This is a genomic window from Haliscomenobacter sp., from assembly GCF_040403615.1.
Lineage (GTDB): Bacteria > Bacteroidota > Bacteroidia > Chitinophagales > Saprospiraceae > Haliscomenobacter.
This window is the reverse complement of sequence record NZ_JBBAKG010000020.1, coordinates 20609-47020: the sequence shown is the minus strand read 5'-3', so window position 1 is coordinate 47020 and position 26412 is coordinate 20609. Positions and strand designations below refer to the sequence as shown.

Below are 26412 nucleotides of genomic sequence, written 5' to 3'. Positions count from 1 at the left end.
CTCACCTTTTTTATACCTTTGTTGCCCAATGATTTAGCCTGCCAACCAAATATCATCACATTATCGTGTAAATAGTGTGAGAAATCGACACCATACAACTGTAACCGCAAATGCTTTGAGTTATGAAAGTACTGAAGTTTGGAGGCTCCTCGGTGGGCACTCCTGATCGTATTCGTGGTATTGTAGACATTTTGAAGGATTACTCTGGTCGGGGCGACCGCTTCACCGTTGTTTTTTCTGCTTTTGGTGGAGTTACCGATTCCCTGATCAACATGAGCGGCCTGGCTGCGAAAGGAGATGAATCTTACTATGAGCATTTTTTGGCTTTTAGTAAAAGGCATCTGGATGCAGCAAGAAATTTATTGCAAGAACCTTATCTGGGTGAGGTACTAGAGGGATTGGAAAACAACCACGAGGTTTTGAAAAATTTGCTTTACGGCATATTCCTCGTGCGCGAAGCTTCTACCCGCACCATGGATTACGTGATCAGCTTTGGCGAGCGCAACTCTGCATTCATCATAGCCCATGCCCTCCAACAAGCAGGACTTAATGCTGCATATCTGGATGCCAGAAAAATTATTCTGACGGATAAAAACTTTGGCAATGCAAAGGTGGATTTGGCCTTGACATATGAAAAAATCAAGAGCCTTTATTCGCAAACCAATGTAATTCAGATTGTTACAGGATTCATAGCCGCTGCCAAAGGAGGTTTAACGACTACACTTGGTCGAGGTGGGTCAGATTACACTGCAGCATTAATTGCAGCGGGATTGGATGCCGATTTGCTGGAAATCTGGACAGATGTAGACGGCGTTTTGACCGCAGATCCTCGTCGGGTAAAAAAAGCGTTTTCCATTCCAGTGATGACTTACGCAGAGGCGATGGAAATGTCGCACTTTGGTGCCAAGGTAATTTACCCTCCGACCATCCAACCCGTGCTGGCCAAGAAGATCCCAATGTGGATCAAAAACACTTTCAACCCCAGCCATCCTGGCACACTCGTTTCGGACAAAGAAGACGAATCACGCACCCCGGTAAAAGGGATATCCTCCATTGGAAATATTTCATTGCTCACCTTGCAAGGCAGTGGCCTGTTTGGGGTACCCGGAATCGCGGCGCGCTTATTCGGGTCTTTGGCCAGTGCGGGTATCAACGTCATTTTGATCACCCAAGGTTCTTCTGAACATTCGATCAGTTTTGCAATACAGCCGGATAAAGCCATCAAGGCACGCAAGCAAGTAGAAAAAGAATTTGAATACGAGATCCAATCGGGGCTGGTAGATTCCGTGCGGATGGAAGCTGAACTGTCGGTGGTAGCCATCATCGGAGAACACATGCGCTACTTGCCAGGTATCTCGGGTCGCTTGTTTCAAGCTTTGGGACAAAACGGGATCAACGTGGTGGCCATCGCGCAAGGCTCTTCCGAATTGAACATCTCTGTAGTAATCAATCGAGCCGACGAGTCGAAAGCCCTGAATGCCCTTCACGAAGCATTCTTTTTGTCCGACACATCGGTAGTCAATCTCTTCATGGTGGGAGTGGGACTGATTGGAGGCACCTTACTGAAACAAATCAAGGCGCAAGCAGATTTTTTGAAAAAAGAACACAGCCTTGAGGTTAAAGTAGTTGGTTTGGCCAATAGCAAAAAGATGCTGTTCAATGACAATGGAATCGATCTGGACAATTGGCGCGAGAACTTGTCCGAATCGGTGGAGGTAATGAAGATCGACAACTACGTTGAAAAAATGAAATCGATGAACCTCAGCAGTTCAATTTTTGTGGATAATACCGCCAACGAAAAAATTGCTGAACACTACGATGAAATTCTGGATGCGAGCATCTCTATTTCCACCCCCAATAAAATTGCCACTTCCTCCGCTTACGCGCAATACTTGAAGTTGAAGAAAACGGCGAAGAAACGCGGAATTTTATTTTTGTATGAAACCAATGTTGGTGCTGGCTTGCCCGTGATTTCTACCCTGAATGACCTGATCATCAGTGGTGACCAGATTCTCAAAATCGAGGCCGTTTTGTCTGGTTCACTCTCTTTTATCTTCAATACGTTTAAGCCAGGTGTGTCGTTTAGCGCCATTGTAGAAGAAGCACAAAGACTAGGTTTCACCGAACCCGATCCACGCGTTGATCTCAATGGCATTGATGTACGCCGGAAATTGATCATCCTGGCTCGGGAAACAGGCTTGCCACTTGAAGCCGATAATGTACAAATTCAGGCCGTACTGCCCGATGCATGTCGGAATGCACCGACAGTAGAGGAGTTTTTCAGCGAATTAAAACAAGCTGATTTCTATTTCAATAAATTGGTTGAAGCAGCTTCAGTAGCTGGAAAAGTACTGCGCATGGTGGCGTCTTTGGAAAATGGAGTGGCCAGCATTGGACTACAAAGTGTAGATGCATCTCATCCATTTTATCAACTCAGCGGCAGCGACAACATGATTGTGTTTACCAGCGAACGCTACAAAGACCGACCGCTGGTAGTACGTGGTCCCGGCGCAGGTGCAGAAGTAACTGCGGCTGGAATCTTTTCAGAAATCATTCGCATTGGCAACTATTTAAATTAAGGTAAATTTAGGGGTGATTCAAATTTATGTTTTACCCCTGAATTCTCCCATAAAACCCAAACGAAACATGAATTCCGTAAGCGTTTTTGCTCCTGCCTCTGTAGCAAATGTGGCAGTTGGATTTGATATACTCGGTTTTGCAATAGACAAACCAGGTGACGAAATCGTCGCCAAATTTTCGGATAAACCTGGACTACGGATCACGCGCATTACCGGAGATGGTGGCAAACTGTCAATGGATCCACAAAAGAATACTGCCAGTTTTTCTGCCTTTAAATTGCTCGAACACCTGGGCGAAAACGAATGGGGCATCGACATGGAAATCCACAAGAAAATGCCTTTTGGCAGCGGCTTGGGTTCCAGCGCTGCCAGTGCGGTAGGAGGGGTAATGGCTGTCAACGAGCTTTTGGGTGGCAGATTGAGCAAGCACGAAATTCTTCATTTTGCAGTTTTAGGCGAGCAATTGGCGGATGGCGCTTACCATGCCGACAATGTAGCCCCTTCCCTATTTGGCGGTATAGTGCTCATTCGGAGCAATCGTGATTTGGATGTACACAATTTACCTGTTCCTGCCGGACTGTATGCAAGTGTAATTTATCCCGAAGTAGAAGTTCTCACCCGCGAAGCCAGGGCAATTCTAAAAAAAGAAGTCCCACTGAGTGCCACCATTGAACAGTGTGGAAACTTAGCCGGATTCATAGTTGGTTTGTACAACAGTGATTTTGATTTGCTTTCCAGATCTTTGCACGATGTGATCATTGAGCCACAGCGGGCGCAGTTGATCCCACATTTTTATGCCACCAAAGCCGCGGCTTTAAATGCAGGTGCGTTGGGTTGCAGCATATCCGGTGCAGGGCCCTCTATTTTTGCCCTTAGTTCTAGCCTCACAACTGCTGAAAATGTAGGCGCAGCAATGGAAAAAATTTACCGCGAAGAAAACATCAATTGCCAGTTGTTTGTCTCTGCCATCAATGAAAAAGGCGCCATTCGATTATAATCCTGGAAGTTCAATCTGAACGCTAAAAAATATTTTGCTATGCTTTTGTACAGCACCAAAAACAAGAAAAACCAAGCCAGTTTACAGGAGGCGGTCATGAAAGGATTGCCGGACGACAATGGCTTGTACATGCCCGAGCATATTCCTTCACTGAGTCCTGAGTTTATTCAAAATCTGGCCAATTATAGTTTTCTAGAAATTGCTTATGAGGTTTGTTCAACCTTGTTTGGGACGACTATTCCTGATGCAGACTTGCAAAAAATCCTGGCCAACTCCATCGATTTCCCCGCGCCCATAGTCAAACTAGATGAGCAAAAATTTATCCTTGAGCTTTTTCATGGCCCTTCTTTGGCATTCAAAGATTTCGGAGCGCGGTTTATGGCGCAATTGATGAGCTATTTCAACCAAGGTGCAGACAAAGAATTGACCATTTTGGTGGCCACATCAGGAGATACCGGAGGAGCTGTTGCGGCTGGATTTTACAAAACGCCCGGCATTCGGGTGGTTATTTTGTACCCCAGTGGCAAAGTGAGTATGCTCCAGGAAAAGCAATTAACTACCCTGGGACACAACATCAGTGCACTTGAGATCAATGGTACTTTTGATGATTGCCAGGCCATGGTCAAACAGGCTTTTTTGGACAAGGAGCTAACGCAGAAAATCAGATTGAGTTCGGCCAATTCCATCAATATTGCCCGGCTAATTCCTCAGTCTTTTTACTATTTTGAAGCTTTCAAGCAATTGCCAAAAGCGGCCGATCCAGTAGTTTTTTGTGTTCCCAGTGGCAATTTTGGGAACATTACGGCTGGACTGTTGGCCACCAAAATGGGCTTGCCTATACATCATTTCATTGCCGCAACCAATGCCAATGACGTGGTTCCGGAGTATATTGCTAGTGGAAAATACCAATCGCGTCCTTCCGTGCCGACCCTTTCGAATGCCATGGACGTAGGAAATCCTTCCAATTTTGCGCGAATGCTCGATCTCTATTTAGGACAAGATGAATGTTCCACGTGGAACAATCTCAAAGACCAAATCAGTGGATATGCTTTTAATGATGCAAAAACGGCAGAAGCCATGCAGTTGGTTGATCAAAAGTACAACTATACGCTGGATCCACATGGGGCTGTGGGGTATTTGGCACTGGAAGCGTATCAAGAAAAGCATCCCAATACACGGGGTGTAATATTGGAAACTGCCCATCCAGCCAAGTTTTTGGATGATGTGGAAAGAATTTTGGGGCGTCAAATTGAGGTTCCAGAACGGCTGGCGGAATTGACGGATCGAGAAAAAAAGGCGGATTTCCTGGAGGCGGAGTATGGGGCGCTGAAGGGGTGGTTGATGGGGAGATAAGAGGTTCAATTTTCTGAGACAATTGAGAAGGGGGATGTTCCACGTGGAACATCCCCCTTCTTTGTTTTACCCATGTTCGTTTGTTCTTCCCTTTTTTCCTAAGAGAGAGATGTTCCACGTGGAACATCCACCCTACCCTTCGTTATCCATCTACCAATTTCATCTCTTTAGCAACATCCTTTCCCAAAAACCTCAGTCTTTTGTATATTTAAGCACGATAAAATTTTCATTCACAATAACTCATCCACTCAATGAAACCAAATACTACCAAAATCGCGCTACTGTTTTTGGCGTTGGCCTGGTGTGTTGTTCCAATATTTGGGCAACAAACACCGGACAAGAAGGACAAATTCAAGCAACTCTACCAAGAATTGCCTACTCCCAACGTGTACCGCAATGGTGCTGGTGGCCCAGGTCATCGCTATTATCAGCAGCAGGCCGACTACGTCATGAACATCCGACTCGACGATGACAAGCAAAGAATCTACGGAGAAGAGACCATTACTTACACCAACAACTCCCCAGATGTACTGGAATATTTGTGGATTCAGTTGGATCAAAACCATTTCGACGATGAATCCGATACTTATTCCACTCGCCCAAGTACCATGTCTGAGCGTATGACTTTGCGGCAACTGGATGGCTTCACCCCCACTTTTGATGGAGGAGATAAAATTGAATTTGTGAAAGATGCCGCCGGAAAAGACTTAAAATATACCGTGGTAAAAACCATGATGCGCATCGATCTCCCAACGGCAATTGCGCCAGGAGGAAAGTATTCCTTCAAGATCAAATGGTGGTTCAACATCGTAGACCGACTCAAATTGGGTGGTCGTTCAGGATGCGAGTATTTTCCAGATGACAAAAACTACCTGTATTCCATCGCCCAGTTTTTTCCACGGATGTGTGTATACGACGATATTGAGGGCTGGCAAAACAAGCAATTCCTTGGCGCAGGCGAATTCACCCTCGTTTTCGGCAATTACGACGTGAGCCTAACCGTACCCGATGACCACATCGTAGTAGCCACAGGCACCCTCCAAAATACCAAAGACATTCTGAGCAAGGAACAAATGGCGCGTTTTGAAAAAGCCAAAACAGAATACACTACTCCAGTAGTGATTGTAACCGAAGATGAAGCCCGCGAAAATGAAAAAGAAAAGGGAAAAGGAGAGAAGACCTGGCGCTTCAAGGCCGACAATGTTCGGGACTTTGCCTTTGCTTCTTCACGCAAATTCATCTGGGATGCCATGTCGGTAAAGCAATCCAATGGTACCAACGTATTGGCCATGTCCGCTTATCCCAAAGAAGCCAATCCACTATGGGGACAATTCTCAACCAAAGCAATTGCCCATACCCTCAAGTGGTATTCCCACTACACTTTTGATTATCCTTACCCTGTGGCCATTTCTGTAGAAGCGGCCAATGGCATGGAATATCCGATGATTTGCTTTAACAATGGTCGGGTAGAAAAAGATGGAACTTATTCCGAAAGAACCAAATACGGCACCATTGGGGTAATCATCCACGAAGTTGGCCACAATTACTTCCCCATGATCGTCAATTCCGACGAGCGCCAATGGACCTGGATGGACGAAGGTTTGAACTCTTTTTTGCAGTTTCTGGCCGAACAACAATGGGAACGGGATTATCCATCACGCCGTGGTTTCGCCAACAGCATTGTGCCTTACATGAAGATGGACAAAAAAATGCTAGAGCCCATCATGACCAACTCAGAGCAAGTTTCTCAATTGGGCAACAACGCTTACGGTAAACCTGCTGCTGCACTGAATATTTTGCGTGAAACTGTGATGGGCCGTGAGCTATTTGATCATGCTTTCAAAATGTACGCCAACCGTTGGAAGTTCAAACATCCCGCACCTTCTGATTTTTTCCGCACCATGGAAGATGCCAGTGGTATTGATTTGGACTGGTTTTGGAACGGCTGGTTTTACACTTGCGACAATGTAGACATCGCGCTGGAAGATGTAAAATGGTTTCGCCCAGACAGCAAAAATCCGGATGTAGAAAAAACCTTGGTGCGCAAGGAACAAGAAAAACAACCGCGAAACATCACCAGCATTCGCAACGAAAAAGAGATCGCCAAAACGCAGGAAGAATTGGATCCCAGCATCCGGGATTTTTACTACAGCTATGACCCGTTGCAAGTAACCATTCTGGACAAAGAGGACTACCAAAAATACCTGAATGGATTGAGCGATGAGGAAAAGAAAATTTTGGGAACCAACAAAAATTTCTATGAAATCAAATTCAAAAACAAAGGCGGCTTAGTGATGCCCTTGATTTTGCGTTTTGATTTTGCGGACGGCACTTCCAAAGAGTACCGCATCCCTGCCGAAATTTGGCGACTCAACAACGAGGAAGTCAGCAAGGTTTTTGTCACTGAAAAGGAGGCCACTCAAATCACTCTTGATCCTTACCTCGAAACCGCCGATGTGGATATGGAAAACAATTTCTTTCCCCCTAAGTCACAGCAGAGCCGTTTTGAATTGTTCAAAGGATCAAATTTGGGACCAAGACAGACGGTAGAAACCGGAGACAATCCAATGCAAAAAGCGAAAAAGATTCAGGCGAAGGCCAATGGGTCTAATTAACTTATAATCAGCAAGTTGAATTAAAAATACGAGAATATTTTTAATTCAACTTGCTACCTTTTTTATAAAAGCTCCTTTCCCCTGAATAGAATAGTCAAGCCAAAAGTTTTTTCCCTAACTTTACGCCACGAGGTGAACACTCTCCATCACCCGGTGTTCTACTTCCTACCAATTCTTCAACAATGCAAAACCACTACCGCAATCCGCTATTGCGCATGGCTGCGGGCTATGCTTTTTCGGGCGACATCCATTGGCAGAGTCCGTCCAATATTGCCATAGTCAAATATTGGGGCAAGTACGGTCAGCAACTGCCCCGCAACCCTTCGATCAGTTTTACCCTGCAAGCTGCTTATACCGAAACCGAACTCAGTTATGTTCCACGTGAAACAATTGGAGAGGAGATCTCTTTGGATTTTTTCTTTGAAGGTCAGCCGCAACCCGCTTTTGCACAAAAAATTGTCAAGTTTCTCAGCGCATTGGCCGTCGAAGAAATTCTACCTTTTTTGACCCAGTTCCATTTGACCATTCACTCTGCCAATTCATTTCCCCACAGTGCGGGCATTGCCTCGTCGGCCTCCAGCATGAGTGCATTGGCTTTGTGTTTGTGCAGCATGGAGCAAGACCTGTTTGGTACACTCAACACGCCTGTGGAATTTTACCGCAAGGCTTCATTCCTGGCCCGCCTTGGTTCGGGTAGCGCATGCCGCTCATTGTATCCGATTATGGGATCTTGGGGCGAAATCGAAAAACAACCCGGGAGCAGTGAACTTTGGGGAAGCCCTTGTGCAGATTGGGTGCATCCCGTATTCCATACCTTTCACGATGACATCCTCATTGTGAGCAAAGGAGAAAAGAGTGTGTCCAGCCGGGCTGGACACCAACTTATGGAAGGCAACCCATATGCTCCTGCTCGATACCAGCAAGCATCCAGCAATCTTGACCAATTGATCGATATTTTAAAAACAGGAGATTTGCATGGTTTTGGTCAAATCGCAGAATTGGAAGCACTCACCCTGCATGCCTTGATGATGAGTTCGCAACCACCCTACTTGCTGATGAAACCAAACTCCTTGGCCATGATCGAAAAAATCAGGCAATACCGTGCGGACACCCAATTGCCGCTTTACTTCACGCTGGATGCTGGCCCCAATTTGCATTTGCTTTACCCCACTGAGATTGCGGCACAGGTTGCTCCATTTATCCAAAGCGAATTGAAGCCGCTTTGTGAAGATGGAAAAATCATTGCGGATCGGGTTGGTACGGGCCCAGTTCAATTTTGATTCTTTGGATTTCGTTTTTAGCTGATTAATTGGTACAGAATGACTTTTGTTCGAATGTTAGCAAAAAGCGATAAAGTATATATCTTTGCCCACTGAATTCACAATCAGGGTTCAAACCAAATTAAAAACAAACTTGTAATGGCGGATCTTTTTCAAAAAATACTAGACAACCGCGGTCCTTTAGGACAATATGCCGCATTGGCTCATGGTTACTACGCATTCCCAAAACTTTCGGGAGAAATCGGTAGTCGCATGATGTTCCAGGGTAAGGAGCGCATTGTATGGAGCTTGAACAATTACCTGGGATTGGCCAACCACCCCGAGGTGCGCGAAACCGATGCCAATGCTGCTGCCGAATGGGGCATGGCTTACCCAATGGGCGCCCGGATCATGTCTGGTGAATCACCTTACCACGAACAGTTGGAACAAGAGCTGGCTGTATTTGTAGGCAAAGAGCGTGGTTTGTTGATCAACTTTGGCTATCAGGCGGTGGTGTCCATCATCGATTCTGTACTGAGCCGTCACGATGCAGTAGTATACGACAAAGACAGCCACGGTTGTATCTACGATGGCGTGCGTCTGCACATCGGCAAGCGTTTTCCTTTCGAGCACAATGATTTCGAGAGTTTCAAAAAACAACTCGAACGTGCCAACGAGCATGTCAAAGAAACCGGCGGCGGTATCCTGGTAATTTCAGAAGGGGTTTTTGGTATGCGCGGCAACCAGGGTATCCTGAAAGAGATTGCATCCATGAAAGCTCATTACGATTTCCGTTTCTTCGTAGATGACGCCCACGGTTTTGGAATGCTTGGCAAAACTGGCGCAGGGGCTGTTGAAGCTCAAGGGGTAACCGATGCCGTTGATTTATACTTCAGTACTTTTGCCAAATCGATGGCTTCCATCGGTGGCTTCGTGGCTGGCGAGCGGGATATCATCGATTACCTACGTTACAACATGCGTTCGCAGATTTTTGCCAAGTCACTGCCCATGCCACTGGTAATTGGTGGATTGAAGCGTTTGGAATTGCTGCGTACCAAGCCTGAGCTGCGTGAGCAACTTTGGCACATCGTAAACCGCCTGCAAGGTGGACTGCGCGAAATGGGTCACGACCTCGGTACCACCAACAGTTGCGTAACTCCGGTATACCTCAAATGCTCGGTGGATGAAACTGGTAACCTGGTGAAAGACCTTCGCGAGAACCACAACATCTTCTGCTCCGTAGTGATGTTTCCGATGATCCCTAAAGGCATGATCCTCTTGCGTTTGATTCCTACTGCTGCACACACCGATGAGGACGTTGACCTTACCCTTGTTGCCTTCAAAGACATCAAGCAGAAATTGGAGGCGGGTGCATATGTACAAAAATTGGAGGCGATCGCGGATATGCGGTAATTGCCTTTTTGAAATACTTTTAGCACGAACCCCTGAAACATTGTTTGTTTCAGGGGTTTTCGTTTTAAGAAAAAGAAAAAAGAAACTTTGGAAAACAAATGTTTAAAAAGTCGTATTTTTATACTTGTTAAATAGTTGCTACATTAGAAAAAGAAATGGGATGATAAACTTAGAAGCTTATTCAACGTTGCCAATCATTGAACAGATTAATTTTTTGCACCAGCAGATTGAATCTTTACGCCCCATTTCACCCGAACAAGAACAACGCATTTTTCAGAAATACCGCCTTGATTGGAACTACCACTCCAACGCTATCGAAGGAAACAGTCTGACGTATGGCGAAACCCGCGCCTTTTTGATGCATGGCCTCACGGCAAAAGGTAAACCACTCAAAGATCACTTGGACATTAGGGGACACAACGAAGCGATCAATTTTTTGTACCAAATGATCAAGGACGAAAATGAAATTACAGAGAGTGACATTCGGAGTTTGCACAAAGTCATTTTGGTTGAACCTTATGAAGTAGATACCCAAACCAATGAAGGCATACCAGCAAAAAAACGCATCCAGATTGGTGTGTACAAAACCAGCTCCAACCACGTTCTGACCCAAACTGGTGAAATTCACTATTACGCCACTCCTGAAGAGACCCCCATTTTGATGGGCGAGTTGATGGAAACGTATCGCCAAAACAAAGCCAATCCTCAGGTAAATCCATTTATTCTGGCAGCCTACTTCCACTACCGCTTAACCGCCATTCACCCTTTTGATGATGGAAATGGCCGCATGGCTCGTTTGATGATGAATCTACTGTTGATGAAAGCTGGCTTTCCTCCAGTAATCATTCGTCAGGAAAAAGCAAGTCGGGAAGCTTATTATTATGCTCTGAGTCAGGCAGATGCTGGAGAATATCTTCCATTCTTTGAGCTGATTGGTGAGGCTTTGGTACACTCAATGGAATTGTACGTGAAAGGAGCAAAGGGAGAAAGCCTGGAAGAACCAGATGATCTGGATAAAGAGTTGGCGTTGTTGAAGAGGGAAATGGAAACTAACGGAGGAACTCTTGAAAAAAGAAAAAGCAGTGACACTTTAGTTAGTGTAAAGAACAACTTAATGCTACCACTAGCACACGAATGCGAAGCTGTATTCCGTAAATTCTCTCCCTTTTTTATAGAGAATACAATTCATATATTTTATTCTACCTCAAAAGGTCAAGTCATTAATTATGCTGATTCTATAAATAATGTTCCTTTTGGGTTTGACGAATTAGATCCGCTGGAACAAGTCATAATTCAATATAATTTTCTCTATTTTAAAAATCAAGAAACACCTTTTAGTATAAACTGGTCGCTAATTTTCACTTTTGAGCTACTAGGATACATTATGACCATCAGGCCGAGAATAAGTGACCCAGATCATGAACTATCTCCATTATTTGACAAATTCAATGAAGATAAAAATGTATTTGCCTGCAATCCAGATTACTTAGAAGTATCAAAAACAGAGCTAAGTGACGGTTTAATTTTCGTAAATCATATCCACAACATATTCTCTGTTAAAAAACCGTACCATGTGTATTTATCCACTAAAGAGCTTAAAGAGATAAATACTTCTTTAGGTAATAGTTTTTTGCAGGGAGTAAAGTTTCTACAAGAAAATTATAATGAACTTTTAAATTATGACATCCCATTTTAATTTATCGTATAGTATCATGCAACTCCTCTCCATTGTTTCGCACCGAATTCACCGCAGTTGAAACCGGGTACATATCCAGAATCCAATCTTCGGGTGTGTGCAACAACTCCGCTATTGCTGCCGGGTTCCTTTCTTCCAACCAACTTTTTTGTGAATCTCTGTTTGGCAACACCAATGGCATCCGGTCATGGATCGGTCTCATCTCCTGATTGGGAGCAGTAGTGATGATCGAAAAACTGTGGATAACTTTTCCATCCCCTTGCCAGGTATCCCAAATTCCGCCCATCACCAACAATTGACCGTTGCTGGGAAAAATGCGAAACGGGGTCTTCGCCCGCCCTTCTTTCTGCCATTCATAAAAACTATCTGCTACTACCAAACAACGCTGTTGGCGAATGGGCAGCCGAAATGACGGTTTTTCCAGTACCGTTTCGGCACGGGCGTTGATCAATTTGCTGCCCATTTTGGGATCTTTAGACCAGGACGGAATCAGTCCCCACTGAAACCGTTGCAAAATACCCGGCGCCAAGTCACTGATTACATAGGCCTGCTGGGTTGGTGCAATGTTGTAATTGTGGATAAGTTCAGTACCAGATTCAAGCTGTACGTCCAATTGTACCTTTATTTTAGCCTTGGTTGTGGAAAAAGAATACCGTCCGCACATTTTTTACAGTTTTAATGAAAAATTGCTGTTTTGGTAAAAATGGACTGTGGAAAAATAAATGAGAAAAGTTTTCCACAAGGCCATTTCCCAAGGTTTGATTAAATCACTGGTTTACATTCAATTAACACGAGAAGTTATCCACTACCCATTCGTGGATAAGCGTCAGTATAGGCCCTGGTTATACACACCTATTCACATTCCAGAGCTGAGAATAAAGTTATCCCCATTCTCTACAGTGTTTTGTCGCAGTTGTCTGCTATAAACTACACCTCTACCAACGATTCAAACACTGCTTCTAAAAATAAAGTTATTCTGTTAATGAGTAAAAGGCAAGATGTGTATAAAATCGAAGAATGCTTTATTTCATTGGATTCGACCTGTTGGTTTGTTGTGCATAACCCATTCGGAAATGGTTAACCGTTAATTAACCTGGAGTTAACTTATTTTTTTCTCCACATACCAACACTGCTGATGATGAACTTGATTTATTATTTAATTTAAATTCATTATTATTAATCATAGAGAACTTCGACTGAAAATTTTAGAAAAAAAAAGCGACTATATTTGTCCCAGTTAAAAATCACAATGGAATGTCATCAACGCTTACTTCAGAAAATACGAAAGGTTTCGCTTATCCCAACGCAATTAAGATTTGGTTGTTTGTGGGTGTTTTTATGGTTTTTATGCAGGTTGTGATCGGGGGCGTTACCCGGTTGACGGGTTCAGGATTGTCCATTACCAAGTGGGAGATTGCCACCGGAACAATCCCGCCACTCAATGCTTTACAATGGGACGCAGCTTTTGCGGAATACAAAAAGACGCCCCAGTACCAAAAAATCAATGAAGGGATGAGCATGAAGGAATTCAAGTTCATCTTTTTTTGGGAGTATTTTCATCGACTTTGGGCGCGCACCATGGGTTTTGTTTTTTTGATTCCCTTCTTGTTTTTTTATTTCAGGGGATGGATTGACAAACCATTGTTGCGTCGATTGGGGGTAGTTGTACTCTTAGCTGCTCTGGCCGCATCTTTTGGATGGATCATGGTGGCCAGTGGATTGGTCAATCGGCCATGGGTGAATGCCTATAAGCTTACACTCCACTTGTCTATCGCATTGGCAGTGTACAGTACCTTATTGTGGACATTATTCACAACTTTTTCACATTATCCACAAGTTATCCACATTTCCTTGTTGAAAAAATGGGGATTGTACATAGGCATCTTATTGGCCATACAAATTGTATTGGGAGGCATTATGTCAGGCATGAAAGCAGGTCTTTTTTTCCCTACCTGGCCCCAAATGAATGGGGAATGGATTCCATCTGTAGTGTTAAAAGGAAGTGAATGGAACAGCCTCAATTTCATGGAGTACGACCGCGGTCCGTTTATGTCAGCCCTCGTTCAAATCCTGCATAGAACCCTCGCATATATACTGACAATCATTGTGTTATGGTATTTTTACAAAGGTATGACACAAGCATCAAAAAGTATTTTTCGCACTGTACTTCCCTTGCTTCCGGTGATGATTTTTATACAGGTTTTGTTGGGAATTTTTACACTTTTGTACTGTAAAGGAACTGTGCCCATCGGCTTAGGTGTTTTCCACCAGGCGGGAGCATTATTGTTACTTTCTATAGTACTTTTTCTCAACTATCAGCTTAGGAATAGTGTTGAAAAATGAAAATGTGGAAAACTTTGTGGAAAACTTTTTTTAATGTTAATTATTTTTGATTATGCCTGTTTTTTGGTTAGACGAGCATACTATAGAATTTCCAGCACCCGAACTCGCTACTCCTGAGGGAGTTCTGGCTGTTGGTGGAGACCTTTCTCCAGCTCGGTTGTTGCAGGCATATGCGTCTGGCATTTTCCCCTGGTTTAATGAAGGCGATCCGATTTTGTGGTGGTCGCCAGATCCTCGCTTCGTGTTGTTTCCCTCCGAATTGATTGTGGCCAAAAGCATGCGGCCCTATTTCAACCAAAAAAAATTTGAGGTCACGTTTGACCAGGATTTTGAACGCACCATGCGCAATTGTCAACAATCCAACCGAACCGGGCAATCCGGTGAAACCTGGATTACCGAAGACATGATCGAAGCCTATGTAGAAGTCCATCAAATGGGGTATGCACATTCCGTAGAAGTTTGGCAAAATGAAGAATTAGTGGGTGGTTTGTATGGCATCTCTCTCGGGAAGGTATTTTTTGGTGAATCAATGTTTGCCCGCACCAGCAACGCATCCAAGTTTGGATTCATCACTTTGGTGCAAAAATTAAAAGAAAAAGGTTTCACCTTGATTGATTGTCAGCAGCAAACGCAGCATTTGGGAAGTCTTGGTGCAAGACCCATTAGCCGGGAAAAATTCTTACAATACCTCGACGACAATAAAAATGTAGAGACTTTAACAGGCTCTTGGGCGCAACTTCTCTCAGAATAAACTATTTTAGCTCCATCAACTCTGCAATGTGTGAAAATCTCACATTTTCCACTCCCCAAACCTGAATGATGCAATGATTTTTTTTGTGCTTAAATTACCACGAACTGCTATGCTACTTCGACTGCTCTCGCTTTTGCTCCCGGTTTTGTTATTGGCTTTCGTACTCCCTAGTGCTGAAGACACCTACCCTAAAGATTTTTTTGCACCACCCGTCAACGGAGGTTTGCGTCTTTCCGGTACTTTTGGCGAGCTGCGCCCCGATCACTTTCATTCGGGCATCGACATCAAAGGAGGCTTGGGCTACCCCATTAATGCTGCTGGCGATGGTGAAGTGTACTGCATCAAGATCAATCCTGGTGGCTACGGCAATGTTATGTACTTGCGGCATCCCAATGGGTACACCACCCTGTATGCACACTTAAGTGGTTTTGCCCCTGAGTTGGCGCGTTATATCGAAGAAAAACAATACGCAGCACAACAGTTTGGTGTAGAGCTCTACCCCGAGCCAGGTCGTTTTCCCGTAAAAAAGGGCCAAAACATTGCCAAAATGGGCAATACCGGGCATTCCTTCGGGCCACACCTCCACTTCGAAATTCGGGAAACCGCCACCGACCGCTCCATCAACCCATTGTTGTTTGGACTTCCGGTAATAGACAATACCCCACCAAGAGTACACGAACTCAAACTCTACCAGATCACCGAAACCCAGCAACTGGCCGAAACGCGCCGTGTACCCTTGTTGCTCAAAAACGGACAATATGGCGTAACCGGCGATACCTTCAAAGTTAAAACCAAACAATTGGGATTGGCCATCAAGGCTTATGACTACATGGATGGCGTCAGCAACTCCAATGGCATCTACAGCTTAGAAATGTTTGTAGACGACCGGCGGGTGTACCACTTTGCGGTTGAAAAACTAGATTTTACGGAAACCCGCTACATCAATGCACATGTGGATTACGAAGAGCGGGTTTCGCGCAATTCTTATTTCCACCGATGCTTTTTGTTGCCGGGCAATGCTTTGGCCATGTACTCACAAGTACAAGAAAGTGGTAGAATCAACATTGCCGAAAAACAAACCCGCAAAGTCAACATCCTGATCAAAGATGCCGCAGGAAATGCAGCGCGTACCCAGTTTTGGGTCAAGCTGGATACGGCGTTAATCAGTGCTCCCGCCAGACAATACAATTACCTCTTGCCTTACAACCAGCCCAGTATCATCAACAACAACGACATCAAAATTAATTTTCAGGGGGGTACTTTTTACGAAGATTGCTTTATGCAGTACAGTGTAGTTCCCGAGCGATCGGCAAATGTTTTTTCTAAAGTGCATACCCTACATAACGCGCGGATTCCAGTCCACCTATTTTACACGATGGCATTGAAACCTGTCAATTTGCCAGATTCCTTGCGCCCTAAAGCATTCGTAGCATACTGCAATGCCAGTGGCCGTGTCACCAATTATGGAGGCAAGTGGCAAGACGGCATGTTGAAAGCAGAAGTGCGCACTTTTGGCGAATTTTGCATCAAAGTGGATACGGTTCCGCCCACAATCACGCCTGAACGCTTCACTCCGGTTTTGAGCAAAGTGAATGCGGTATCCTTTCGCATTCGCGACAATTTCGGAGCGGCAGGAAGTATGCCCGGATTGAGTTATCGGGCGCAGATAGATGGGCAGTGGATACTAATGGATTACGATGAAAAATACGACCGCATCACCTACCGCTTTGACCAGCGGGTTGCACCGGGTGCACATGTTTTTCACCTGGAGGTATGGGATGGGTTGGGAAACAAACGGATTTGGGAGAAAAACTTCAGCAGGTAAATTGGTGAACCGGAGGCAGGTTTTTTTGTTTCCGTTTTGACCAACAATCAAAAACTAGAAACACATGTTGAAAGCTGGAGACCATGTACCGGATTTTACGGCCACTATTCAAACTGGAGAAACCGTTTCTCTGCAAGATTTTCGAGGCCAAAAACTGATCTTATTCATCTACCCTGCTTCAGGTACGCCCAGCTGTACGGTCGAAAATTGCAGTTTACGCGATGGATATGCCGACCTGAAAGCCCAAGGCTATGCCCTTCTGGGCGTTAGCCCGGATTCGGTGAAAAAGCAACAAAATTTCATTCAGAAAAACAGCCTTCCTTTTTCCCTGATTGCCGATAAAGACAACGAAGTAATCAAACTTTTTGGCGCCTGGGGCGAAAAGCAGATGTATGGCAAAACCTACGAAGGCGTGCTGCGCAGTACCTTTATCATCAATGAAAATGCGGAGATCACCCAAGTGATAGAAAAGGTAGACACCAAAAATCACGCGCAGCAGATTTTGGCAGCATTATAGAAAAAACAGCAAGTGACGAATAAGGCCATAAAGAGGCAATTATTCGTCACTCAATATTCATACTTCGTACTTTTAGAAAGGCAGATCATCCATGTCCTTGCTACTGCTGCTGCCACCACCGCCCATGCGCTCATCGCTAACGGAAGGAAATTCGCCTTCATCTACGCCGGATGAAACTGGAGCAGCAGATTTTTCTGCTTTGGAAGGGCGATCCAAACGCCAGGCGTTCAGGTTGGTAAAGTATTTTCCTTGCCATTCGCGACCACGCAAGTCAAAATGTACCTTGATCATATCCCCTTCGGCATAATCATCAATCAGGCTACAGCGATCCTGCACCAATTGAAATTTCACCATTTGGGGATATTGGCCACTTTCTACCTCGATCACAAACTCTCTGGCTTGGAAACTTCCTGACTTGTTTTCGGCAGGATATATCTTGTGTAGTTTTCCTTCTACTTCGAATGACATGATGTTTTGTTTTTTATCGGGTTAAAATTAAGAAAAGCTGGCAAGACAAGTTCATGAATGGCCAAAATATCCTGGATTTTTCTGTTCTCCCTCTTATTCTCCATTGAACTCAATATCGCGGGTAGATACCGCAAGCATACTTTGGCGGTGGCGAATGGCCAAATACGCCATTTCAAGTAGACTCAAACCTTGCAGTAAAAAGGGCCTCATATCCTTCGGATGCCAAATCACATCTTCAGTCTCCGCATAAGCATGAGAAAACAGTTGCCAGGGTTGCGTAAGCAGCCATGCTGATTTTACCGCCTTTGCTTTTTTCGAACGCTGTATGATGGTCTGCTCCGAAAAAAAGCAAGCTTCCAATTCATCGCCCAATAAGTGCACACCGCTAATGCTGCGTGGATTGCATTCAAGTACATATACCCCATCAGGACACAGCATCAGATCAAAACTCAATTGACCATCAAATTGATAATGTTGACCGAATTTCTGCACTGCGTCAAAAATATCTTGTTGAAAAAATGGCTCAAAAAAAACGCTGGAACCTTTACCCACCCTGTATCTTGGTTGGTAGGCAGCAAAGCCACCCAATTGCCCTTTTCGCCAGATGGAATACACACAAATTTCTTGCCCGTAAAGCCGCTGCTGGGCGATCCAGTCTTGAGGATGCTCACGAGGTTCCTGACATTGCGCTTCATCCTGCCCGATAATGACTCGGCTGGCAAAACGAGAGAAAACGGGTTTGAAAACGTAATTTTTTGCGTTTGGCCAATCGTCAAATTCCGTACAAGAAAGTGTGGCCGGAATTTGAAAGAAACCTTTGGCCAAATCCAGAAAACGATGCTTGTTGTGCAGTTGAATCATTAAATCAAAATCACTCGTCCAGACTCGACAAGGCAAACGATCCTTGATTTTGCTTACGTAAAAGGTTTCTTCGCAAGTTGGAATCAGGTGCTCAATTTGGTACTTTACAATCAGTTTACTCAAGGCTTGCTCAAATTCCAATAACCGTTGAGTAGGTGGGGGAATGATGAAGTACTGGGCAGCATACAAACTCCAACGTGCTATGGGTAAGAACAATACGTCAGCAACGAAAACGCGATGCCCTTGCTGCGCAAAAGCGCGACAAAGCTCAAGCGTAACGGGTGCGCGTGCACCTGTAAGCAAAATGGTGGCCATAAGAGTTTTTGTTTTCTCCAATATAAACGTACTTTTACACTGAGGTTTATTGTAAAATTTACACTTAGTTTGCAAAAGATAATTTTCTTTGTGCAAGCGCCTTAGTATGACGCAAAAAATTACTACCCGATTTTTTGAGAGGCTTTTGAATAGGAAGCTTACTTGAAATGAACCGTTCGACTTCCTATTCAAAAGCCAAAATCGAGAAGTTAATTTTTCTGCGTTACTTATCAACCAATTTTAATTTTAATCCAACACCCTCAACACAAAAATGGAAGCTACTGCTCACCCAATGAAAAACACCAAAATTGTAGCCACTGTAGGTCCTGCATCCAATTCCTATGAAGCGCTGCTTGACCTCGCAAAGGCTGGTGTGAATGTTTTCCGTCTCAATTTTTCTCATGGTACCCATGACGACCATTTGCAAGTCATTAATCATGTAACGTATATCAACGAGAAATACGGAATGCACGTTAGTTTGCTTGCCGATTTACAAGGCCCAAAATTACGGGTGGGCGAAATTGAAAACAACGCACTTGACCTTAAGCCTGGTGATGTCATCACCTTTGTGAATGAGAAGTGCGTAGGCAATATGGAAAAAATTTACATGAGCTACCAGGAGTTTCCCAAAGACGTAAAAGTAGGGGAAACGGTTTTGGTAGACGATGGTAAATTGGTTTTTGAAGTGGTGGAAACCAACGAAAAAGACACAGTTAAACTGAAAACAATTTATGGCGGAATTCTTTCTTCTCGCAAGGGGGTTAACCTGCCCAATACCAAAGTCTCTCTCCCTTGTTTGACCGAGAAAGACCTCAAGGATCTTGATTTCTTGCTGACTCAGCCAGTCAATTGGATTGCGCTTTCTTTTGTACGTCGCTCCAGTGATGTAAAAGAATTGCGCGAAATCCTGAATGCAAAAGGCCACCCGGCTAAAATCATTTCCAAAATTGAGAAGCCAGAAGCCATCGAACGCATTGACAAAATCATTAAAGCATCCAATGCAGTGATGGTGGCGCGGGGCGACTTGGGTATTGAAATGCCCATCGAGAAGGTGCCAGGCATCCAAAAAATGATCATCAAAAAATGCCTTCAGCGGGCTCGGCCGGTTATTGTGGCTACCCAGATGATGGAAAGCATGATCACCAACCCATCACCAACTCGTGCAGAAGCAACCGACGTAGCCAACGCCGTGCTAGATGGTGCCGACGCAGTAATGCTCAGTGGCGAAACTGCCGCAGGAAGACACCCCGTTAAGGTAGTGGAGTACATGACCAAAATCATCATCGAGGCCGAGAAAGATTTTGTCATTGGAAGCCGTCGCCCAATTCCTTCTCATAAATCACGGACTTTCCTTTCTGATGCAGTTTGTATGAATGCCGTAAATACTGCAGAAAACATTAATGCCAAAGCCATTGTCGGAATGACAAGCTCTGGATATACCGCCTTTAAGGTGTCTAGTTACCGGCCAAAGAATACCATCGAAATTTATATTTTCTCGGATCGCATGCACATGTTGGCAACCTTGAACCTGGTTTGGGGCGTACGCTGCTACTACTATGATCAATTCACCACTACCGATGAAACGATCAACGACGTAACCATGATCCTGAAAAACGATGGCATCGTTAAAGAAGGGGACATCATTGTGAATACCGCTACCACGCCATTGCACCGCCGCCACCGTACGAATATGCTTAAAGTTACCGTAGTAGAATAATTTTTTACTCGTCCTGGTTAATATAGCTCATTTTTTATGAGCACAAAAGTCTGCGGATTTGTATATTTAGGTTTTAGATACGTAAACTTATTTATGCGTATTTTAAAAACCTGTGAAATACAAATCTGTAGACTTTAAATGTTTTATGCATGAAAATTATTATCCCAATGGCAGGGCGAGGTTCTCGCTTGCGCCCACACACGCTTACCATTCCAAAACCGCTGCTCCCCATTGCCGGAAAGCCCATTGTACAGCGCATCGTTGAAGATTTCAACGCGTCATTTTCTGGTGAAATTGAAGAAGTAGCGTTTGTCATCGGAGATTTTGGTAAAGAAGTAGAACTGCAACTCAAAAATATCGCCGCCTTAATTGACGCCAAATGCTCCATTTATTACCAGGATTTACCTTTGGGGCCAGCCCACGCCATTTATTGTGCCCGCGAAAGTCTAAGTGGCCCTTGCATCGTGGCTTTTGCGGATACCTTATTTAAAGCAGATTTTCATTTTGATGCAACTGAAGATGGCCTAATCTGGGTCAAACAAGTAGAAAACCCTGCTTCCTTTGGAGTCGTCAAAACCGATGCCGACAACATCATCACCGAGTTTGTAGAAAAATCCCCGGTATTTGTTTCCGATCAAGCAATCGTTGGAATTTATTATTTTCGTGATGGGGACGATTTTCGCAGTAAAGTAGAGCATCTCATCGACAACGGAATCAAAGACAAAGGGGAGTTTCAGATTACTTCGGTGCTCGAAATAATGAAAAACAACGGTACCCGATTTCGCAAGGCTTCCATTGAAGAATGGCTGGATTGTGGGAATATGAGCAATGTGTTGGAAACCAACCGACGAATCCTGGAACTCAAGGAAAACACGGAAGAATTGGTCTCTCCTTCAGTATCCGTACACAATTCCCGAATCATCCCACCATGTTACATTGGCGCAAATACCCAGATCCGCAATGCAATCATTGGTCCTTTCGTTTCAATAGGAAGCAACTGTATCGTAGAAAATGCTGTTATTGAAAATAGCGTGATTCAGAACGACGCTCAGATAAGGCATGCTTCACTTACAGCATCCATGCTGGGCAATCAAAGCGAATACGCAGGGATTCCCAAAGCATTAAACATGGGCGATTATACCTCTTTTAAAGGGTAGTCGCTCTCAAATGTAGGTTTATGAGGAGTACTATTTTGGCGATGCTGCTTTTAGTGGTAGTGACTTTGGCTGCACAGAATGAAACCGTGGCCAATAAAGAGGTGACTCGAGAAGCTTTGATCATCGAAGCGAGTAAGGAAAAGTTATTGGGCCGATTGGACAAAGCCAAAGAATTGTACAAGCAACTCCTCACCGAATACCCCAACAATGATGTAGCTGCATATGAACTGGCCAGGATTCTGATGGTGCAGAACCAACCAGAAGAAGCCATTCTTTGGGCCACCAAAGCAGCTACCGCGAGTCCAACCAACGTTTGGTACGCCGTTCTCAAAGCCGACGCTTTTCAGGCCATGGGGCAATTCAAAGCCGCTGCCGGCGTATACGAGCAACTGACAAAACAGGTGCCGACACAGTCAAATTACTCCTACAAATGGGCATTTTACCTGGTAAAAGCCAATGAACTCAATGCCGCGCTGCGGGTATACGATGACCTGGAGCGCCGTACCGGAATGAACGAAAATTTGGTGCGCCTGAAACATGGACTTTATGTTGCGCAAGGGGATCAAAAAAAAGCAGTACGTGAGTTGCAACGCCTGGCCGATGCCCATCCATCCAACCTGGACTACCAGCACAACCTGGCAGAATATTTCACCCAAATAGGCGAAAAGGAACAAGCCCGGATCGTTTACCGCAAAATTCTGGAATTGGATGCCAACGATACCAAGGCCAACCTTGCTTTGGCCGGTGGAGACGTAAGTAAACAAAACGATGCCCAATACTTGAGTTCGCTTCGGCAAGTTTTTGAAAACACCAATACCGCCCTTGAAGTTAAATTGGGCAAAATCGAGCCCTTGTTGAATAAATATTTGAATTCAGGAGACCCCGGATTGGCCAAAGAATTGTTGACCCTTGCTCAAATTTTGGAACAACTTTACCCCAAAGAGGCCAAACCTTTGGCAATCAGTGCTTCCATTTTGAACAAACAAGGGAAAAAAGCGGAAGCCCTGGAGAAAAGCCGGGTTGCAATTGGACTAGACGATACAGATTTCAACAACTGGGAGGTTTTATTTACCGGATTAGAGACGGTTGGCGATATGCCTGAATTGTCCAAGGCCTGCGAAAAAGCACTGGATGTATTCCCAAACAAGCCTGAAGTATATGTTTATGCCGCCAGCGCTGAATTGGCCATGAACCAACTCAAAAATGCCCAGGATTTTATAGATCTAGGCTTGCCACTGAGCCTTAAATTTCCAGTGGCCCGTCAGCATTTATTCAGCTTGTTGGCCATGGTTCAAACCCTGCAAAACAACACCAACAGCGCGGATCAAAATTTTGGCGAAGCCTTAAAAATCAACGCCAATACGACAATAGTACTGGCCTGGCAATCCCTAAGTTTTGCTTTGCGGCCCAATGGTGCGTCACAATCTTTGACCTTGGCACAAAAAGCAATCGAGGCCGATCCTCAGTCTCGCCTGGCCATTTATGCATTGGCGCGTGCACAATTCCGCAATGGAAACCTGAACGATGCCAAAACCAAAATCGAATCTTTACTGCCCAGCTCAAATCCCCTTTACCTGGAACAATACGGCGATGTGCTTTTTAAATCGGGAGATACTGCGGCGGCAGTACAACAATGGAGCCTGGCCGTAACAAAAGGAAGCGTTTCAGCGTCTTTGAAGAAAAAAATCAATGAAAAACAATTGCATGAATAAGCGGCAAAACGCTATTTTTTCAATAAGCTGGATCAACTCAGTTGCTGTCCTACTGGTTCTCCTGCTGGGATTCTCCTGTGGGGCCTCCAAAAAACTCGGCAATAAGGATGCCAATCTTAGTTCAACCGAACTATTGGTGCGCCGCATGGAAACCAAACAAGTCAAAGCCAAAACGTTTGATGCCAAGGCCAAGATCGATTTTCGCAGTCAGGACATCTCCATGTCGGGCAATGCCCGAATTCGCATGCAAAAAGACAGCGCAGTTTGGGTTACCTTGAGCAAACTGGGTTTCGAAGTAGCACGTGCCCTGATTACAGCCGATTCGGTACGTATTCTGGATCGCATCAACAACGAATACAGTGTATATGGCCTCGACCACCTGAGCAAAGAATACCAATTGCCAGGAAACCTCTTGATGATCCAACAGGTAATTTTAGGCAATCCATTTTTCTTGTCCCGCAGATTTAACAGTACGACTGAAGGTGATCGCTATCTTTTAAGCGACGTTGGTTCGGGCAAGGAAGTCAAAATGTCGATCGAAACCAGTGCCCTGCGTTTGCGCAACCTGCAATATTTGGAACCAGGGGCCACTCGTTCTTTAAATTTGGACTTGGAAGAATACAATGCCACCAACGACAAACAAGATTTTTCGTACCTTCGTAAATTCGTGGTGGACAGCCGCGAAACAGGTAAGGTTGAAGTAAACATTCAATTCACACAGGTAGAACTCAATGTCCCTATATCAATGCCATTTGATATTCCGCAGCGCTTCAAACGGGTCAAGTAAACAAACCATTGGCCGTATCCTCTTGCTATTGGGATTGACCTGGTATTTGCCGTATTCTCTTTGTGCACAATCGCGCAAAGACCTCGAAGACAAGCGCCGAAAACTGATCGAAGAAATTGATCAAACCAACAATCGTTTATCGGCAAAGCGTAAAGATAAAAATGCGGCCTTGCAGGTTTTTTTAACGCTTCAAAACCAGGTCAAAAAACGCGAACAACTCATCGGCAACCTTCAGCAAGAAATTGAATTCAACGAAAGCAGCATCACTCGTACCAATGACGTGTTGATTGCCCTTCAGGAGGATGTATTGCGTTTGAAGCAGGAATATACCCAAACCCTGCGCATGGCCTTGCGCCAAAAACTCAATCAAAGCTATTTGATGTTTTTGCTCTCTGCCGACAACCTCAACAATGCCATTCGCCGTTGGCAATACATTCGTCAATACCAGCGCTACCGCAAACGCCAGGCGTTGCTGATCGCAGAAACCCAAAGCACGCTACAAGCCAAAACAACGCAATTGAAGCAGCGCATTCGCGAAAAAGAAAATCTTCTGAACGGTGTAGAACAACAAAAACAAACCCTCAGCGTAGAATTACAAGACAAAAACCTGGCGCTCAAAAACCTGAAAGCAGATGAGAAAGTACTGCTTAAGGAACTCACTGACCGCCAAAAAGCACACAACAAACTCAATGGAATCATTGAAAATGTAATTCAGCAAGAAATGCTGGCCCAACGCAAGAAAGCCCGTAGCGCCGAAGCACTGAACAACGCCAACAACCCCAGTCTTGCAGTAAACAGCAACAGACTCGATCGAACCTCAAAATCTGGTACAACAGAATCAGATAACCTTCCGCCAAGCAGCGAAGACCTGGCCGCCAGCGGCACTTTTGCAGCGCGAAAAGGCCGCTTGTCCTGGCCAGTTGATCAAGGACGGATTGTGCAGGGTTTTGGTACTTTTCAACACCCGAAGTACAAGGATGTAAAAGTATCCAATAGCGGACTGGATATCGGTACTCAGGCGGCGGGCAAAGTTCGGGCAGTTTTTGAGGGTAAAGTTGTGGGTGCTCAATTCATCAATGGATATCAATACACCGTGATCATTCAGCACGGCAATTTTTATACAGTGTATTCCAATATTGCCTCGATCAACATCAAACGAGGCGAATCGGTGACCACCGGACAAGAAATCGGTCAAGTGGGAACTGAAAGACCGGAAATGCACTTTGAAGTATGGCGGGACAAGCAAAAACTCAATCCCGCTTCTTGGTTAGAAAGACGATAAGCATATGGCAAACGAGTGGAATGTAGGTGGAGAACAGCGGAAAAAAGGCATTGTGCAGGAAGCGGAATTTGCCTTGCTGATTGGCGTTATTCACAAAACGCAGACGGAAGAACTGGTAGAAGAGTACCTGGACGAACTCGAATTTTTGGCACTCACGGCTGGTGCAGTGTCGATAAAACGGTACACCCAAAAATTGGATGCATCTGATCCGCGTACCTATATCGGAAAAGGAAAATTGCAGGAAATAGCCGATTACATCGAGCGCCACGAAGAAATTTCGATGGTCATCTTTGACGATGACCTTACGGGCAAGCAAACCAATGCTCTGGAAGAAGCGCTCAAGGTCAAAATCATCGACCGTAGTAGCTTGATTCTGGATATCTTTGCTACCCGTGCTCAAACAGCCCAGGCCAAAACCCAGGTCGAACTGGCACAAATGCAATACTTGCTGCCTCGATTGCGGGGCCTCTGGACGCACTTGGAGCGCCAGCGTGGGGGTATCGGTATGCGAGGACCCGGTGAAAAAGAAATTGAAACAGACCGCCGAATCATTCGGGATAAAATTGCCTTGCTCAAAGAAAAGCTCAAGGTCATTGACCGACAAGCCACCACCCAACGCAAAAACCGGGGCGAATTGATTCGAGTATCGCTGGTGGGCTACACCAACGTAGGCAAGTCTACTTTGATGAATTTGTTGGCCAAATCCGAAGTTTTTGCCGAAAACAAACTCTTCGCTACCCTGGATACCACCGTGCGAAAAGTGGC

At 44.8% G+C, this 26412-nt stretch carries 20 protein-coding genes; 17 read left to right on the top strand and 3 right to left on the bottom strand.

The window, feature by feature from the left end; translation table 11 throughout:
• Positions 1-122 precede the first annotated feature (122 nt).
• From thrA to ABW391_RS08690, 7 genes are all read left to right on the top strand, one after another.
• Entirely contained in the window at positions 123-2579 is a 2457-nt protein-coding gene (gene thrA, locus ABW391_RS08720; protein ID WP_353481465.1) for a bifunctional aspartate kinase/homoserine dehydrogenase I, read from the top strand.
• Between the two features lie 67 nt (positions 2580-2646).
• Positions 2647-3576, top strand: a complete 930-nt coding sequence (locus tag ABW391_RS08715) for a homoserine kinase (RefSeq protein WP_353481464.1) — start codon at positions 2647-2649, stop codon at positions 3574-3576.
• 39 nt (positions 3577-3615) lie between these two features.
• Positions 3616-4929: a threonine synthase gene (thrC, locus tag ABW391_RS08710; protein ID WP_353481463.1), complete on the top strand. Its 1314-nt coding sequence runs from the start codon at positions 3616-3618 to the stop codon at positions 4927-4929.
• Positions 4930-5180: 251 nt separating this feature from the next.
• Complete coding sequence (locus tag ABW391_RS08705; RefSeq protein WP_353481462.1) at positions 5181-7544, top strand: M1 family metallopeptidase; 2364 nt, start codon at positions 5181-5183, stop codon at positions 7542-7544.
• A gap of 182 nt (positions 7545-7726) precedes the next feature.
• Entirely contained in the window at positions 7727-8824 is a 1098-nt protein-coding gene (locus ABW391_RS08700; protein ID WP_353481461.1) for a diphosphomevalonate decarboxylase, read from the top strand.
• A 138-nt stretch (positions 8825-8962) separates the two neighbouring features.
• Positions 8963-10216, top strand: a complete 1254-nt coding sequence (locus tag ABW391_RS08695) for an aminotransferase class I/II-fold pyridoxal phosphate-dependent enzyme (RefSeq protein ID WP_353481460.1) — start codon at positions 8963-8965, stop codon at positions 10214-10216.
• Between the two features lie 160 nt (positions 10217-10376).
• Positions 10377-11912, top strand: coding sequence for a Fic family protein (locus tag ABW391_RS08690; RefSeq protein WP_353481459.1), 1536 nt, complete (start codon positions 10377-10379; stop codon positions 11910-11912).
• Between the two features lies 1 nt (position 11913).
• Here the strand turns inward: ABW391_RS08690 and ABW391_RS08685 are convergent, their stop codons facing one another.
• Positions 11914-12576, bottom strand: coding sequence for an SOS response-associated peptidase (locus ABW391_RS08685; protein WP_353481458.1), 663 nt, complete (start codon positions 12574-12576; stop codon positions 11914-11916).
• Positions 12577-13166: 590 nt separating this feature from the next.
• Here ABW391_RS08685 and ABW391_RS08680 point away from each other — a divergent pair.
• The 4 genes from ABW391_RS08680 to bcp all read left to right on the top strand — a co-directional run bounded on the left by ABW391_RS08680 (position 13167) and on the right by bcp (position 17348).
• Complete coding sequence (locus ABW391_RS08680; RefSeq protein WP_353481457.1) at positions 13167-14255, top strand: COX15/CtaA family protein; 1089 nt, start codon at positions 13167-13169, stop codon at positions 14253-14255.
• A 52-nt stretch (positions 14256-14307) separates the two neighbouring features.
• A complete protein-coding gene (gene aat, locus ABW391_RS08675) occupies positions 14308-15006 on the top strand; it encodes a leucyl/phenylalanyl-tRNA--protein transferase (RefSeq protein ID WP_353481456.1) in 699 nt (232 codons plus the stop codon).
• A 109-nt stretch (positions 15007-15115) separates the two neighbouring features.
• Positions 15116-16831, top strand: a complete 1716-nt coding sequence (locus ABW391_RS08670; RefSeq protein ID WP_353481455.1) for a M23 family metallopeptidase — start codon at positions 15116-15118, stop codon at positions 16829-16831.
• A gap of 64 nt (positions 16832-16895) precedes the next feature.
• Positions 16896-17348 carry a thioredoxin-dependent thiol peroxidase gene (gene bcp / locus ABW391_RS08665; protein WP_353481454.1) on the top strand — a complete coding sequence of 151 codons (453 nt, stop codon included), beginning with the start codon at positions 16896-16898 and terminating at the stop codon, positions 17346-17348.
• Positions 17349-17420: 72 nt separating this feature from the next.
• Here the strand turns inward: bcp and ABW391_RS08660 are convergent, their stop codons facing one another.
• On the bottom strand, positions 17421-17816 hold the full coding sequence (locus ABW391_RS08660) for a DUF3127 domain-containing protein (RefSeq protein ID WP_353481453.1): 396 nt from the start codon (positions 17814-17816) through the stop codon (positions 17421-17423).
• Between the two features lie 93 nt (positions 17817-17909).
• Positions 17910-18992, bottom strand: coding sequence for an ATP-grasp domain-containing protein (locus ABW391_RS08655; protein WP_353481452.1), 1083 nt, complete (start codon positions 18990-18992; stop codon positions 17910-17912).
• A gap of 271 nt (positions 18993-19263) precedes the next feature.
• Here ABW391_RS08655 and pyk point away from each other — a divergent pair, with 271 nt between their 5' ends.
• The 6 genes from pyk to hflX form a co-directional block, all read left to right on the top strand.
• A complete protein-coding gene (gene pyk, locus ABW391_RS08650) occupies positions 19264-20709 on the top strand; it encodes a pyruvate kinase (RefSeq protein ID WP_353481451.1) in 1446 nt (481 codons plus the stop codon).
• 149 nt (positions 20710-20858) lie between these two features.
• Positions 20859-21866: a sugar phosphate nucleotidyltransferase gene (locus ABW391_RS08645; protein ID WP_353481450.1), complete on the top strand. Its 1008-nt coding sequence runs from the start codon at positions 20859-20861 to the stop codon at positions 21864-21866.
• Positions 21867-21886: 20 nt separating this feature from the next.
• Complete coding sequence (locus ABW391_RS08640; RefSeq protein WP_353481449.1) at positions 21887-23578, top strand: tetratricopeptide repeat protein; 1692 nt, start codon at positions 21887-21889, stop codon at positions 23576-23578.
• Positions 23571-24365, top strand: coding sequence for a lipoprotein insertase outer membrane protein LolB1 (gene lolB1, locus ABW391_RS08635; RefSeq protein ID WP_353481448.1), 795 nt, complete (start codon positions 23571-23573; stop codon positions 24363-24365). The genes ABW391_RS08640 and lolB1 overlap by 8 nt, the downstream gene beginning before the upstream one ends.
• Positions 24310-25647 carry a murein hydrolase activator EnvC family protein gene (locus ABW391_RS08630; protein WP_353481447.1) on the top strand — a complete coding sequence of 446 codons (1338 nt, stop codon included), beginning with the start codon at positions 24310-24312 and terminating at the stop codon, positions 25645-25647. Before lolB1 ends, ABW391_RS08630 begins: the two co-directional genes overlap by 56 nt.
• A gap of 4 nt (positions 25648-25651) precedes the next feature.
• On the top strand, positions 25652-26412 hold a 761-nt coding region (gene hflX, locus ABW391_RS08625), incomplete at its 3' end, for a GTPase HflX (RefSeq protein ID WP_353481446.1).

Bases quoted from the DNA above. Each gene is read 5' to 3' on its own strand.
- ABW391_RS08655 (WP_353481452.1), bottom strand. From the start codon at position 18,992: ATGGCCACCATTTTGCTTACAGGTGCACGCGCACCCGTTACGCTTGAG.
- ABW391_RS08685 (WP_353481458.1), bottom strand. From the start codon at position 12,576: ATGTGCGGACGGTATTCTTTTTCCACAACCAAGGCTAAAATAAAGGTA.
- ABW391_RS08670 (WP_353481455.1), top strand. From the start codon at position 15,116: ATGCTACTTCGACTGCTCTCGCTTTTGCTCCCGGTTTTGTTATTGGCT.
- ABW391_RS08660 (WP_353481453.1), bottom strand. From the start codon at position 17,816: ATGTCATTCGAAGTAGAAGGAAAACTACACAAGATATATCCTGCCGAA.
- ABW391_RS08690 (WP_353481459.1), top strand. From the start codon at position 10,377: ATGATAAACTTAGAAGCTTATTCAACGTTGCCAATCATTGAACAGATT.
- thrC (WP_353481463.1), top strand. From the start codon at position 3,616: ATGCTTTTGTACAGCACCAAAAACAAGAAAAACCAAGCCAGTTTACAG.
- bcp (WP_353481454.1), top strand. From the start codon at position 16,896: ATGTTGAAAGCTGGAGACCATGTACCGGATTTTACGGCCACTATTCAA.
- ABW391_RS08695 (WP_353481460.1), top strand. From the start codon at position 8,963: ATGGCGGATCTTTTTCAAAAAATACTAGACAACCGCGGTCCTTTAGGA.
- ABW391_RS08705 (WP_353481462.1), top strand. From the start codon at position 5,181: ATGAAACCAAATACTACCAAAATCGCGCTACTGTTTTTGGCGTTGGCC.
- ABW391_RS08640 (WP_353481449.1), top strand. From the start codon at position 21,887: ATGAGGAGTACTATTTTGGCGATGCTGCTTTTAGTGGTAGTGACTTTG.
- pyk (WP_353481451.1), top strand. From the start codon at position 19,264: ATGGAAGCTACTGCTCACCCAATGAAAAACACCAAAATTGTAGCCACT.
- ABW391_RS08715 (WP_353481464.1), top strand. From the start codon at position 2,647: ATGAATTCCGTAAGCGTTTTTGCTCCTGCCTCTGTAGCAAATGTGGCA.
- thrA (WP_353481465.1), top strand. From the start codon at position 123: ATGAAAGTACTGAAGTTTGGAGGCTCCTCGGTGGGCACTCCTGATCGT.
- ABW391_RS08630 (WP_353481447.1), top strand. From the start codon at position 24,310: ATGTCCCTATATCAATGCCATTTGATATTCCGCAGCGCTTCAAACGGG.
- aat (WP_353481456.1), top strand. From the start codon at position 14,308: ATGCCTGTTTTTTGGTTAGACGAGCATACTATAGAATTTCCAGCACCC.
- ABW391_RS08700 (WP_353481461.1), top strand. From the start codon at position 7,727: ATGCAAAACCACTACCGCAATCCGCTATTGCGCATGGCTGCGGGCTAT.
- lolB1 (WP_353481448.1), top strand. From the start codon at position 23,571: ATGAATAAGCGGCAAAACGCTATTTTTTCAATAAGCTGGATCAACTCA.
- ABW391_RS08680 (WP_353481457.1), top strand. From the start codon at position 13,167: ATGTCATCAACGCTTACTTCAGAAAATACGAAAGGTTTCGCTTATCCC.
- ABW391_RS08645 (WP_353481450.1), top strand. From the start codon at position 20,859: ATGAAAATTATTATCCCAATGGCAGGGCGAGGTTCTCGCTTGCGCCCA.